The 13562-nt window shown below is 67.2% G+C and carries 12 protein-coding genes; 5 read left to right on the forward strand and 7 right to left on the reverse strand.

Features of this window, described 5'->3' with window-relative positions; all coding sequences use genetic code 11:
- Positions 1–42 precede the first annotated feature (42 nt).
- Positions 43–441 carry a DUF2497 domain-containing protein gene (locus LH19_RS20595; protein ID WP_234715980.1) on the forward strand — a complete coding sequence of 133 codons (399 nt, stop codon included), beginning with the start codon at positions 43–45 and terminating at the stop codon, positions 439–441.
- On the opposite strand, the gene nudC is transcribed toward LH19_RS20595, so the two are convergent.
- From nudC to LH19_RS20610, 3 genes are read right to left on the reverse strand one after another with little or no spacing between them, the layout of a single operon-like run.
- Positions 442–1311 (reverse strand): NAD(+) diphosphatase, encoded by an 870-nt coding sequence (nudC, locus tag LH19_RS20600; protein ID WP_054731640.1) that lies wholly within the window; start codon positions 1309–1311, stop codon positions 442–444. It abuts the gene before it with no gap.
- On the reverse strand, positions 1308–2597 hold the full coding sequence (locus LH19_RS20605) for a serine hydrolase domain-containing protein (protein WP_054731641.1): 1290 nt from the start codon (positions 2595–2597) through the stop codon (positions 1308–1310). The genes nudC and LH19_RS20605 overlap by 4 nt, the downstream gene beginning before the upstream one ends.
- Positions 2594–3670 (reverse strand): A/G-specific adenine glycosylase, encoded by a 1077-nt coding sequence (locus LH19_RS20610; RefSeq protein WP_407696671.1) that lies wholly within the window; start codon positions 3668–3670, stop codon positions 2594–2596. Before LH19_RS20610 ends, LH19_RS20605 begins: the two co-directional genes overlap by 4 nt.
- 26 nt (positions 3671–3696) lie before the next feature.
- Between LH19_RS20610 and LH19_RS20615 the strand changes: the two genes are divergently transcribed.
- The 4 genes from LH19_RS20615 to smc all read left to right on the forward strand — a co-directional run bounded on the left by LH19_RS20615 (position 3697) and on the right by smc (position 9378).
- A complete protein-coding gene (locus LH19_RS20615; RefSeq protein WP_054734018.1) occupies positions 3697–4269 on the forward strand; it encodes a DUF721 domain-containing protein in 573 nt (190 codons plus the stop codon).
- Positions 4270–4283: 14 nt separating this feature from the next.
- Complete coding sequence (locus tag LH19_RS20620; RefSeq protein WP_054731642.1) at positions 4284–5009, forward strand: thioredoxin domain-containing protein; 726 nt, start codon at positions 4284–4286, stop codon at positions 5007–5009.
- Between the two features lie 37 nt (positions 5010–5046).
- Entirely contained in the window at positions 5047–5790 is a 744-nt protein-coding gene (locus LH19_RS20625; RefSeq protein WP_054731643.1) for a thioredoxin domain-containing protein, read from the forward strand.
- A gap of 144 nt (positions 5791–5934) precedes the next feature.
- On the forward strand, positions 5935–9378 hold the full coding sequence (smc, locus tag LH19_RS20630) for a chromosome segregation protein SMC (protein WP_054731644.1): 3444 nt from the start codon (positions 5935–5937) through the stop codon (positions 9376–9378).
- Positions 9379–9392: 14 nt separating this feature from the next.
- Here smc and ubiA read toward each other — a convergent pair whose 3' ends face one another.
- From ubiA to LH19_RS20650, 4 genes are all read right to left on the reverse strand, one after another.
- Positions 9393–10301 (reverse strand): 4-hydroxybenzoate octaprenyltransferase, encoded by a 909-nt coding sequence (gene ubiA, locus LH19_RS20635; protein WP_054731645.1) that lies wholly within the window; start codon positions 10299–10301, stop codon positions 9393–9395.
- Between the two features lie 70 nt (positions 10302–10371).
- The gene (locus LH19_RS20640; RefSeq protein WP_054734023.1) at positions 10372–11028 is read right to left on the reverse strand and encodes a TadE/TadG family type IV pilus assembly protein; all 657 of its coding nucleotides are present in this window, start codon (positions 11026–11028) and stop codon (positions 10372–10374) included.
- Positions 11025–11624 (reverse strand): TadE/TadG family type IV pilus assembly protein, encoded by a 600-nt coding sequence (locus tag LH19_RS20645; RefSeq protein WP_054731646.1) that lies wholly within the window; start codon positions 11622–11624, stop codon positions 11025–11027. The genes LH19_RS20640 and LH19_RS20645 overlap by 4 nt, the downstream gene beginning before the upstream one ends.
- A complete protein-coding gene (locus tag LH19_RS20650) occupies positions 11621–13543 on the reverse strand; it encodes a TadE/TadG family type IV pilus assembly protein (RefSeq protein WP_054731647.1) in 1923 nt (640 codons plus the stop codon). Before LH19_RS20650 ends, LH19_RS20645 begins: the two co-directional genes overlap by 4 nt.
- Positions 13544–13562: the final 19 nt, after the last annotated feature.

Below are 13562 nucleotides of genomic sequence, written 5' to 3' on the forward strand. Positions count from 1 at the left end.
CCGAAGGGGGATCTGATGGGCGACATGTCGCGAGAGCCATCGATGGAAGATATCTTGTCGTCGATCCGGCGCGTTATCGCGCGCGACGAGGCGCCGGGCGCCGCCCGCGATGCGCAGGCGGTCCGCGTCGAGGATATCCTCGACCTTCAGGACGAAGACGTCGGCGGCGGCGATCCCGCGCCATCCACTGAGGAGCTGGTATCCGCGGCGAGTGCCGATGCTGCGCGCCAGTCGCTCGAGGCACTGAGCGCTGCCGTGACGCCCGATACCGCCGCGACCAATGCTCACGTTGCTCCCGTACCGGCCGCGCGTACGATGGAAGACGTTGTGCTCGACGCGCTGCGCCCGATGCTCAAAGACTGGCTCGACACCAACCTGCCGTCGCTGGTCGAAGCTATGGTAGCCAAGGAAATCAGCCGGATTACCGGCAAGCGGCTCTAACTAGCCCACCCAATCTTCCAGCAGGTGCCGGGCGATCGCCAGCGATGGCGGCGCCGTGAACGGCGCGCCCATGTCTCCCGCCAGCGCAGCGCGGACTTCGGCGCGATCGACCCACATCGCCGCTTCGATCTCGGTCGTGTCGAGCGTCAGCGCCGGGTCGCGCGCGACCGCGCGACAGCCGATCATCAGCGACGACGGAAAGGGCCACGGCTGGCTCGCGACATAGGTCACCTCGGAAACGCGTATCCCGGCTTCCTCGAATAATTCGCGCGCGACGGCTTCCTCAAGCGATTCGCCGGGCTCGACAAAACCCGCGAGTGCCGAGAAGAAGCCCGCCGGAAAGCCGCCCTGCCGCCCGACGAGCACGCGCCCGTCGCATTCGGCGAGCATGATCACCACCGGATCGACGCGCGGAAAATGTTCGGCGCTGCAGGCATCGCACTTGCGGCCCCAGCCGCCACGGAACAAGTCGGTCGGGCTGCCGCACACAGCGCAGAAGCGATGCCGCGCGTGCCAGTCGACAAGGCTGCGGGCGCCACCATAAAGCGCCGCATCCTCGCCCGAGAGCAGCGGCAGGAGGCGCATGACGGTGCGCGAACGCGCATCGATTCGCTGACTCGGCGCAGGCTCACGCACGAAATGCGGCACCCGGTCATCGTCGAGACCGAGCAGCAACAGCGCGCGATCATCCGTGCGGTCGAGCGGCTCCCAACGGAGCCCGCCGCCATCGCCGGGCACGAAATCGATCCCGTCGAGCGCGAGGCAGCGCGCCCGCGGATCGGACGCCGCCGCCGCAAAGGCATCGGCATCGGTGCGCAACTGGTCGGCGCGGTCGAGCCGCGCGCCGGTGAAACCCAGCGGCAAAGTCATCGGCCCGCGACGTCCTTGAAGAAGGTCTCGCCGAACTTGCCCTGGAAAGAAACGGCGTCGGGCGGCATGATCTGCGTATAACCGGCCGCCCGATAACCGAGCCCGCGGTGAACGAAGCCGATCGTCCCCGCCGCGCCGGCCCAGCCGAAAATCCCTTCGCCGCCCGGCGAGGTCGGCAGCGACACGCGGCCGCCCGCACCGAAACCTTCGCCGTCGATGAAGCTGCCCTTGCGGTCGACGCTGTCGGAGATGAGGTTCGACATCGCGAGCCGCGCCGTTTCGGGTTGCATCACCCGCACCCCGCCCGTCTCGCCTTCCCCCAGCAGCATCGCGAGGAACCGGTCGTAATCGCGTGCGCTCGACACCAGTCCGCCGCCGCCGAACGGATAGGGCGGCGGATCGAGATAGATCGAATTCGCCGCCGGATCGAACGGGATCAGCGCGCCGCCGAACGGGGCATAATTGCTCGTGAAACGCGAAACGTCCTGCGCGCCGACCATGAAGCCCGTGCTGGCCATGCCGAGCGGATCGAACAGCCGCGCCTTGAGGAAGGCGTCGAAGGCCTGCCCCGATACGACCTCGATGACGCGGCCCATCAGGTCGAGGCCGATCGAATAGCTCCATTTGGTGCCGGGCTCATAGACCAGCGGCAGCGCCGCGAGCCGGTCGGCCATCGCGGCGAGGCTCGGCGCAGGCTTCACGTCGGCAAAGCCCGGGATCGGCAGGCGGCTGGCCTGCCCGCCGACGATGCCGGCATCGTCATAGGCCTTTTTGATCGGCCCCTTCTGGATGATGTTATAGCCGAGCCCCGCGGTGTGGGTGAGCAACTGGCGCACCGTGATCGGGCCCTTCGCCGGGCGCACATCGGTGATCGAGCCATCGGGCGTGTTCTGCACATTCATCTTAGCGAACAAAGGCAGGAAATCGGCAATCGGCTGGTCGAGCGTCATCTTGCCATCCTCGATCAGCAGCATCGCGGCGATGCCGGTGACCGGCTTGGTCATCGAATAGAGCCGCCAGAGCGTGTCGGGGCCGACCGGGGTCGGCGCATCGTTCGATTGCACCCCGGCGCCGAAAAACACCGGCGCCTCCTGCCCCTTGCCGATCGCTGCGAGCGTGCCGACGAGTTCGCGGCGGTCGACGAAGCCTTTGATGAAGCTGTAGGTTCCGGGGTAAAGCTGCTCGCCGCCCGCCTTCCACGCGAAGGCATTGCGCGGCAGCAGCGCCGTCGCCCCGGCGGCGGCAAATCCGCCGAGCAGCGCGCGCCGCGAAACCATCATGTTCATGCATCTCTCTCCCGCATCTTGCCGACCAGCTTGCGATAGAGCGTCGGCAAACCCGCCGCGTCAAGGTCCGAGATCGGCCACCATTCGCCTTCCGCTGCGGCATCCCGGGCTTCCGGAGGTCCTTCGGGAGGCGCTTCGCGGCGGATGAGGGTCAGCGTCAGGTCGAAATGGGTGAAACCATGATCGACGCTGGCGATTCCCGACTCGCCCGTGCGCCTATCGGTCCATTCGCCGCCCGGGAGCGCACGCATCCCGCCGAGCATGCCCTTGCCCGGCCGGCGGACCAGCCAGAGCCGGCCGTCCTGCTCGATCCACCACGCGACCCCATGCCGGTGCGGCTTGGCCTTTTTGGGCGGCTTGACCGGTATCCGCTCGATATCGGCGCGTCCGCGCGCCCGGCAATCGCCCATCACCGGGCAGATCGCACAAGCGGGCGCACGCGGGGTGCAGACGGTCGCACCAAGGTCCATCAGCGCCTGTGCGAAATCGCCCGGACGATCTTCGGGCACCAGCGGCGCCAGCGCGGCACGAATCTCGCGCTTCGCCAGCGGCAGCGGGGTTGTGATCAGCCGGTGGCGTGCGAGCACGCGTTCGATATTGGCGTCGATCACGACCGCCGGACGGCCGAAAGCGATCGCCGCGACCGACGCCGCGGTATAATCGCCGATACCCGGCAAGGCACGCAGCCCCGCCTCGCTGTCGGGAAAATGCCCGCCATGCGCTGCGACCACCGTCCGCGCGCAAGCGAGCAGGTTGCGCGCGCGGGCATAATAGCCGAGTCCCGCCCACGCCGCCATGACGTCGGCGTCATCGGCCGCAGCAAGATCGGCGACCGTCGGCCAGCGCGCGGTGAATTTCAGGAAATAGCCGGTAACCGCTGCAACGGTCGTCTGCTGGAGCATGATTTCGGCAAGCCAGACGCGGTACGGATCGGGGACGGTGCGGTCGCCGGGGCCGATCCGCCAGGGAAGGTCGCGTGCCGCGCGGTCGTACCAGTTCAGGATGCGTCCCGCGAAATCGCCGGCCGTCGCGCCAATCGGGTCGTCGATATGGTCGGATGTCTGGACGCTCACCCCCCGCCTATGGCATGGCGCATGCGATGACGAAAGACACGGGAGACGGGCCGCCCGCCAAAAAGGCGAAGGCGAAAGCGGGCGGCAAAAAGCCCAAGGCCAGCGCGCGCGCCTATGAACGCCCGCGCGGCGGCGAAGCGCGGTCGATCGCCGACCTCGTTCCCGAAATCGGCCGCACCGCCTTTCGCAAGTTCGGTTTCATCCAGTCGTCGGTGGTCAGCCGCTGGCGCGAGATCGTCGGCGACCGGCTCGCCGACGTCACCCAGCCCGCGATGATCCGCTTTCCGGCCGGCCAGAAGGCGGGCGGCACGCTGCACCTCACGATCAGCGGCGCGCACGCCCCGATGCTCCAGCATGTCGCGCCCGACATCATCGGCGCGGTCAACCGCTTCTTCGGCTATGCCGCGATTGCCACTGTCCGCATGACGCACGGGCAGGTGACACCGGCGCCGCCCGTTCAGCCTCCGGCAATGCTGAAACCCGTACCCGCCGAACTGGGGGACAGTCTTCGCGACATCGGCGACCCGGAGCTCAGGACCGTGCTCGAACGCATGGCGGCCGGGCTGGCGACGGCACCGAAGCTTCCCCGCATCAGTTAGAAAGACCCGCGACGATGCCCGCTTACCGCTCCATCCTTTTCGGACGCCGCGCCGCGATCGGCGCCCTCGCCGCAGGCGCGCTGACGCTGATCGGCGCCGCCGCACCGGCCAAGCCCGCGGCGCCGCGCTGGTCGGCCAGTGTCGCGACCACCGACATCGGCTCGTTCAGCATCGGCAACCCGAAGGCGAAAGTCCGGCTGATCGAATATTTCAGCTATACGTGCAGCCATTGCGCCGACTTCGCGCGGCTGGGCTCGGTGCCGCTGAAGACGCTGTATGTCGACAAGGGGCTGGTGGTCTTCGAATATCGCAACCTCGTCCGCGACCCGGTCGACATGACCGCGGCGCTGCTCGCCCGCTGCGGCGGCGGCAAGGCATTTGCGGGCAACCATCAGGCGATTTTCGCGGCGCAAAAGGTCTGGCTCGCCAAGGTGCAGAAGGCCAGCGAGGCCGAAATGAAGAGCTGGTATCAGGGCGATCTCGGCGCGCGGGCGAAAAAGATCGCCGCCTTTACCGGGCTCGACGCGCTGATGCGCGCGCGCGGCTATACGGCGGCACAGCTCGATCGCTGCATGAACGACGGCGTTGCGCAGGCCGAACTCGAGGGCATGACCAATATCGCCTTTAACGGTGACCGGGTGAGAGGCACGCCGACCTTCTTCATCAATGGCCGCGAGGCCGGCACGACGACGTGGCCAGCGCTGAAAACGCCGCTCGACGCCGCGCTCAAGGGCTCCTAAAAGCCCGCCAAACCCTTTTCGTCCGGAGAGAAAACCCATGACCCGCACGCTGCGTATCGCCATCCTGTCCTCGCTCGGCGCACTCGCGCTTGCCGGCTGCGGCGACAGCAAGACCGACCCCGCCAAGGAACAGGATGTCATCGCCAAGGTCGCGGCGCCCGCGAACAAGAGCTGGTCGCAGACGGTCGCCGTCTCGCCCGACGGCGGCTATGTGATGGGCAACCCCGACGCGCCGATCAAGATCGTCGAATTCGCGTCGATCACCTGTTCGCACTGCGCCGAATTCTCGAAGGAAAGCCACGAAGAGATCAAGCGCGACTTCATCGATACCGGCCGCGTCAGCCTCGAACTTCGCAACTTCGTCCGCGATCCGCTCGACGCGTCGGCCGCCGCGATCATCCGCTGCGCGCCTGTCGACCGCTTCTACCCGCTGATCGAGAATACCTTCGCCTCGCAGGCCGAACTCTTCGCCGCGGCGCAGGCAAACCCGAAGGGCGGCGAGGAAGCGATGGCGCTGGCGCCCGCACAGCGTTTCCCCGCGCTCGCCAAGGCGTGGAAACTCGACACCTTCTTCCAGTCGCGCGGCGTGACCGCCGAACAGGTGAACGCCTGCCTCGGCAAGATCGAGAATATCTCGAAGCTCGAAGAAGGCACCAACGCGGCGATCGAGAAATATCAGGTGCAGGGCACCCCGACTTTCGTGATCAACGGGCAGGTCGCCGAGGGTGTAGCCACCTGGCCGCTGCTCCGCGACCGGCTGCGCACGATGGGCGCGCGCTGATAACGGATCCTTCCGCCGCGTCCCGGCGGAGAGGATATCTGCCCCTTGCGACTCCCCCGGCCACACGGCATGACGGGTCGCAGGGGGAAATGTGACATCAAGGTTGCAACAGCTCCGATTCGATAGCCTGCGCGGGAGCCCTCCGTGCAGATAAAGCGTTTGCGCCTGACCGGTTTCAAAAGCTTCGTCGAACCCACCGAGCTGCGCATCGAACCCGGGCTGACCGGCGTCGTCGGTCCCAACGGCTGCGGCAAGTCGAACCTGCTCGAAGCGATTCGCTGGGTGATGGGCGAATCCTCGCCGAAATCGATGCGGGGCGGCGGGATGGAGGATGTCATCTTCGCCGGCACCTCGACCCGCCCGGCGCGCGACTTTGCCGAGGTCGCAATTCATTGCGACACCGAGGGGGCGCTGGTCGCCGGACTGTCGGACGCGAGCGAAGGCCACGAACTCGAAATCATCCGCCGCATCGAACGCGGCGCCGGCAGCGCCTATCGCGCCAACAGCCGCGACGTGCGCGCCAAGGATGTCGCGCTGATCTTCGCCGACGCGGCAACCGGCGCGCACAGCCCGGCGCTCGTCAGCCAGGGCAAGATCGCCAATGTCATCGCGGCGAAGCCCACCGACCGCCGCGCGATGCTCGAGGAAGCGGCAGGCATCGCCGGGCTGCACGTCCGCCGCAAGGACGCCGAACAGAAACTACGCGCGACCGAAACCAACCTCACGCGCCTTTCCGAAATCGTCGCCGATATGGAGGTGCGCGCCAATGCGCTGCGCCGGCAGGCGCGCGCGGCGGAGAAATACAAGAAACTGAGCGATGAGATCCGCATTGCCGAGGCGCGGCTGATCTATGCGCGCTGGCGCGATGCCGCCGCCGCCGCCGACCAGGCGCGACGCGACGCCGACGCGGCCGAAGCCGCGGTAAAGACCGCGCAGGACGAGCTCGAAACCGTCTCGAAAGCGCAGACCGAGGTTGCGACGCGCGTCGCTGCAGCGCGCAGCGATGCGCAGACGCAGCGCGACGCGCTGGCCGAGGCGACCGCGACGCAGGTGCGGCTGCAAGGCGAGGAACGCGCCGCGCTCCAGCGCCTCGAAGATCTGGCGGCGCAGCAGCGGCGCATCGCCGACGACCGCGCGCACGAAGGCGAACTGGCGCGCGAAGCGCACGCCGCACTCACCGCACTCGATACCGAGACAAAATCGCTCGCGCAGGAGATCGCGGGGCACGACGCCGGCAAGGCGGCACTCGCCGAAGCCAGCCTCGCCGCGCAGGCGCGCCTCCGCGACGCCGAGGTTGCGCTGGCGCAGGCGCGCGCTAGGGCGGCGAGCGAAGCCGCCGACCGGCGCATCGCCGCCTCGGCCCGCGACAGCGCCGAGGCCGCGGTGCGCCGCGTCGCCGGCGACAAGGCGCGGGTGGACGCCGAAGTTGCCGCGCTTGGCGACAGCGACGCGCTCGCCGCGCGGCAGGTCGAAAGCACGGAGGCGGCCGGCGAGGCCGAAGCCGCGATCGCAGCGGCCGAAACCGCGCTGCAGGACGCCGAGGCCGACCGCGAAGCCACCGCCGCCGACCTCGCGGGCGTCGAAGCCGGACTGGCCGAGGCCCGCGCCGCGCTCGCCGCGCTCGACGGCGAGGCCGCGACGCTCGAACGTGCCTTGGCGGCAGCGCGTAGCGGCGACGACCGCGTTCTCGACCAGTTGCGCGTTGCCGCCGGCTATGAAGCCGCGCTCGCCGCCGCGCTCGGCGACGACCTCGACGCCGGAACCAACAGGCAGGCGGCGCGCAGTTGGGGCGGCGCCGACCCGGCCAAGGGCGATCCGGCGCTCCCGACCGGGACCCGCTCGCTTGCGGATTTCGTGACAGCGCCGACGGCGCTGGCGCGGCGCCTCGCGCAGGTTGCGGTCACCGAAACCGACGACGGGCAACCGCTCGCGGTGGGCCAACGGCTTGTGACCACCGAGGGCGTGATGCGCCGCTGGGACGGCTTCGTCACCCGCGGTGACGGAGCGACCGCGACCGAGCGCCTGCAACGCCAGAACCGGCTCGACGCGCTCGTGGCGCAGCGACCACAGGTCGAACTGGGGGTGCAGGAATTGCGCGACCGGCGCGATGCCGCCGCGACAAAAAGCGCCCGGATCGTCGAAGCCGCCGCAGCGGCGCGCAAGGCACTGGCGCAGGCCGACGAGGCGCGCCGCACCGCCCTGCGCGCTGCCGATCAGGCGCAGGCCGCGCTCGACCGCCACCGCGATGCCGCCGCGCTCTTCGACCGCCGGCTGGCCGAAATCGCCGAAGCCGCGAAAGAGGCCGCCGACGCGCTCGCGGTGACCGAAGCCGCGCTCGCGGCGCTGCCCGACGACAGCATCGCGCGCGCCGCGCTTGAGGCCGAAGAGGCAGCGGCCGAACGCGCCCGCACCGACGCCGGCACCGCCCGCGATGCGCTCGCCGCGCACGAACGCGCGCTTGCGGCGCTGAACGAACGCCAGGCGGTGGTCAGCGCCGAGATCAAGAGCTGGAAGGCGCGCGCCGGCGAGGCCGCGCGCCGCGTGACCGAAATGGACAAGCGCGCCGACGCGCTCGCGGCCGAGGCGGCGAAGCTCGCCGATCTTCCGGCCCGGCTCGCCGAACAACGGACCGCGGCCGAGCAGCAGCAGGCAACCCTGCGCGAAAAGGTCACCGCCGCCGAAGCGCAGGAACGAGCCGCCGAAGCGGCGCTGCGCGAAGCCGAAACGGCGCTTGCCGCGATCCGCGAACGCGTCGCGGCCGCGCGCGAAACGCGCGCCGGCGCGATTGCGCGCTCCGAAAATGCCGAACTCCGCCGCATCGAAATGGGCCGCCTGTCGGGCGAGCGCTTTGAATGCCCGCCGCCGCTGCTGCCCCAGAAGGCCGGTTTCGACAGCGCCGAGGTCGGCGACGCCACGAACGAATCGACGCAGCACGACAGGCTGATCGCCGACCGCGAACGGCTGGGCCCGGTGAACCTCGTCGCTGCCGACGAGCTCGCCGAACTCGACACCGAACGCGAAAAAAATGCCGCCGAGATCGAGGAACTGACGCAGGCGGTGAATCGCCTGCGCGGCTCGATCGGCAATCTCAACCGCGAGGGCCGGGTTCGCCTGCTGGCGGCGTTCGAGACGGTGAACGAGCATTTCCAGCGCCTTTTCACGACGCTGTTCAACGGCGGGCAGGCGCATCTCGAACTCGTCGATTCGGACGATCCGCTCGAAGCCGGGCTCGAGATCATGGCGCAGCCGCCGGGCAAGCGGCTCGGTACCCTGACATTGCTGTCGGGCGGCGAGCAGGCGCTGACCGCGGTCGCCCTGATCTTCGGCCTCTTCCTCACCAACCCGGCGCCGATCTGCGTCCTCGACGAGGTCGACGCGCCGCTCGACGATGCGAATATCGAACGTTTCTGCGACCTGCTCGACCGCATGACACGCGAGACCAACACGCGCTATCTGATCGTCACCCACAATGCGGTGACGATGGCGCGCATGCACCGCCTGTTCGGGGTAACGATGATCGAAAAGGGCGTCAGCCGCCTCGTCTCGGTCGATCTCGGCGGCGCCGAGGAACTGCTCGCCGCCGAATAGCTAGGGTCAGGACCCTAGGGCGCGCTGCCGACCACCAGCATCGCGGCGAAGATCAGCAAACCGGCGAAACGATTGCTGCGGAACTTCGCGAGCGCATCGGCCTCGTTCGCCGGATCGAGCGTCACCACCTGCCCGGTGAAATGCACCGCCGCCGGAAGCAGTGCGACGAGCACGAGCGGATCGGGACGCACCGCCCATAACGCCCCGCCCCACGCCGCCAGCGCGGTGCCGTAGCAGAGCGCGACCCCGCCGCGAACATGGCGCCCCATCGCGCGCGCGCTCGACTTGACGCCGACAAGCATATCGTCCTCGATATCCTGCAGCGCATAGATGGTGTCATAGCCGATCACCCATGCGATGCAGCCGGCGTAGAGCAGAGGCAGCGCCAGGCCGTCTTGCCCGCCGACGGCCGTCCAAGCGACGAGCGCGCCCCAGCTGAACACAAGGCCGAGCCACGCCTGCGGCCACCAGGTGATGCGCTTCATGAACGGATAGCCGGCGACCAGCAGCAGGCTGCCCAGCGCGACGATCTGCGCGCCGCGCGGCAATTGGAGCAGCACGGCCAGCCCTACCAGCGACAGCAGCAGCGTCCACAGCAAGGCATTACGCACCGGCACCGCGCCGCTGGCGATCGGACGCGATGCGGTGCGCGCAACCTTCGCATCGAGGTCGCGGTCGACGATGTCGTTATAGACGCAGCCCGCCCCGCGCATGGCAATCGCGCCGAGCAGCAGCCACAGGAACAACGGCCAGTGGCTGACCGCTCCGCCGCCGAGCGCGAGGGCAAAGGCGCAGGGCCAGTAAAGCAGCCACCAGCCGATCGGCCGGTCGAAGCGCGCGAGCAGCGCATAGGGCCGCGCGCGGGCGGGCAGCAGGGCGACGAAACCCCGGTGCTGGCTGTCGGGAGGATGGATTGCAGTCATCGGCCCCGGCGCGATAGCAGGCTGCGGCGCGCCGATAAATGCCGATTATCTCCGCGCGCCGCGCGGCGCGTCAGCAGCTAGATTTGGTACCGGGGCTGTAGACCTGGGTCAGGTCGCGCGTCTCGCGGATATTGAAGGCTGCGGTCGATTTGATCGTCTTCGGCCCCAGCCATTTGCCGTAGACGAGGGGCTGATATTTATAGCTGATCTCGACGAACATCACCGCCGTGCCGCCGGCTGCGGTCACTTCCTTGCCCTTGTCCCCCATGCCGGCGAAGCTCTTGCCCGTCGCCCCCGTTCCTTCCGTACCGTAGGCCGACGCGACGGCAAGCTTGCCGTAGCAGCGCTGCCATTTGATCGTCTGACCGCCGTCGTTGTTGCGCTGGAGACTCGACAGGATGATGCGGCCGTTTTTCTGGAAATCCAGCCCGACACCCTGTTTCTCGATGCCGGCGAACACCTCGTTGATGTCGGCCTCGCGCACCTGCGGCAGCGCGAGGTTGCTCCCCGCCGCGATGCGCGACGCGTTGTCGGCAACGCTGAGACCGATCTGGCTGATCTGCGTGTTGACGAGCGTCAGGTTGGCGACCTCGAGCCCGCCGAAGCCGATGAGGACGAGGATCGGGATGGCAAAGGCCATTTCGATCATGATCGCGCCGCGCACATTGCGCGCGAGGCGCCGGGTTGCGATCCGCGCGCGGCGGAGAAGGTCGGGACGGGCGATCATTTGCATTCATCCGGCGGTGAGTCGGTGCCGTTCGCGAAAGGCTGGTTGCGCAGCACCGTCGACGACGACAACGTCGTCTCCTGCGGCTGGCCCAGCATGTACCACACTGGCAGGACGCGTTTGAACTTCATCGATGCAGTGTAAAGGACGACGTCGCCCGCGGTGCCGTTGCTGTCGCGGCCACGGTCGCTGTCCCACCGCCCGTTCCTGTTGAAGTCGTCGAAACATTCGCCAACGTCGTAACGGCCGTTTTTCGGCTTGTCGTCGGTGTAGCGCTCCTCGGTGCCCACCTGGTCGAAGGTGTCATAGGCCTTGCGGGTGAAGGTCACATCGGCATGCTTGAACACGTTCAGCACCTGCGCCTTGACCCGGTCGTCGAGCGCTTTCTGATTGATCGCAAATTGTTCAAGCGTCGAATCGCGGCCCGCCTTGCTGACGGCGCCCTGCAGCACCTGCTGTGCATACATCTGCCAGCAATAGTCGAAGATGCCCATCAGCAGGAGCAGGAAGACCGGCGCCGTGAGCGCGAACTCGACCATCGCCACGCCGCGCTTGTTGCGGCGCAGGCGGCGGATCAGGGCGTGGCGGCGCGTCATTGCGACAGCCTCAGCTTCGAAATCTGCCGCGCGATCGACTGGAAGTTCGCATTGAGCTGGGCCGAATCGTCGGCCTCATAGGCCTTGCCCGAGGTCGAGCAGCTATCGAGCTGGGTATTGGTACCGACCCCGAACGACACGACCCAGATGGTGACTCCGAGTTCGCGCGTCCGCCGGCACAGTTGGACGAAGCGGTTGTTGTGCCGGGCGACAGCGTCGTCATTGCTGGTCGCGCCGATACGCTGCATCGTGATCTCATTGCCCTGATGCGACAAATTGTCGCGCGGCGCGGTCATGTCGCCGTCGGTCATGAAGACGATATGGCGGCTGATCGGCCGATTGTTCGACGCAGTGGCATTTTCACTGGCAAACAGGCCGACCGGAGAAATCAGCCGCGCGCCCCACGCCATGCCGGAATCGTGATAGGTATAGCCCTTGGGCTGCAGGGCATTGATATAGGCTTCGAAGGTCGATTTGTCCGCCTTCGTCATCTTGGTCAACTTCATCGCCGCGACCGGACAGGCGCCATAGTCGCTGGTCAGGGAACGTTCGGCGAAACTCGCACTGTTGGTCGTGCTCGTCGAGTTGCTGCTCGACGACCGGCCATAAGAGACCTCCGACAGGAACATCTGCCATTGGGTGTCGGCATCGTTCGGGTTGGGGACCAGCGTGATATCCATGTCCAGGGCATCGTCGGGGGCCGTTGCTTTGGGCCCGAACGGATCGGTGGCGCGTTCGATGATGCACCCGTTCCAGGGCACGGTGACATCGACGCCGTCCTTGCCGGTGTTGGTGACGAGCGAATTGCCCTGTTTCAACGCGGTGACGTCGAACGAACGGTTCTGATAGGTATAATTCTGGAACGTCTTGATCGGCTCTTCGGTCACGGTTTCCTTGTAGGTCCGTGTGAAGGTCATCGTCTTTTCCTGCAACTTGCACTTGTTGCTGGAGGTCGTGTAGCGATACCGGTAATAGATATATTTCTGGTTCCGGTCGTATGTCGTGATGCGGTCGCCGTCGCCGTCGATGAACTGCGCGGTCTGGTTGCGCGTCGGCGTGCCGCTGGTCGTCGGCGTTGTGTCGGGCGGCGGGGTCGCATTGTTGTTGCAGAAACTCTTGTCTACGTTCGAACCCGACGACCAGCTGCCTTCGGTCGTTGTGCCGTCGGTATAAGTATTGCTGATCTCGCTCGACGCATTGCCGAAGGTGATCTTGAAATTGGGCGTTCGCGACGGCAGCGTCGTTTCGTTCGCCAGCCAGTCGGGATTTTTGGCGCGCAGAATCTGCCCGACATTGACCGTCGAGCTATAGGGAACGACGCCGAAGCGCAGCTGGCCGTCGCCGATATCGGCCTTGGTCAGCGTATCGAAAAAGTCGATCGCCGCGGTGCGCAGACCCTGGATCTTCGTCACCGTATCCGACCCGTTCGCGCGCGACATCGATCCCGTCACGTCGAGTACGAGCATCACGTCGACGTTCGAGATTTCGAGCTTCGCGGTGCAATTGACCGACAGGTCGAACTTGTCGGTCCCGAAAATATACATGATCGCGGTCGGCAGCTTCGCGGTGGCGGTACCGGTGACGTCGGCCGTGCTCGGCGCGCTTGAGGTGAAGGTGACGGTATTGCTGCCGTAGATGCCGGACGGCATGTTGAAGTTGAACATCTTGTTCGCTTCGGCTTTCGCCGTATCGGAATAGGTGCCCGCCGCCATCGCGCGGCGCCCCGCGAGCACGCCGGCGTCGCACGCCTGCTGGAGGCGGAGCTGCGTCATATAGGCGCGGCCGATATCGACACCCGATCCGACGATGCCGATGACCGGCACGATCGCCGCAGCAGTCAGAATCAGGGCATTGCCGCGCTGATCGCGCGCAAGGCCTTTTGCCGTTCGCCGCAAGCGGCTGAAAATGGTCCCACCCATGGTCAAAACCCCTCTTGGA

Source organism: Sphingopyxis macrogoltabida, assembly GCF_001314325.1.
Taxonomy (GTDB): Bacteria; Pseudomonadota; Alphaproteobacteria; order Sphingomonadales; family Sphingomonadaceae; genus Sphingopyxis; species Sphingopyxis macrogoltabida.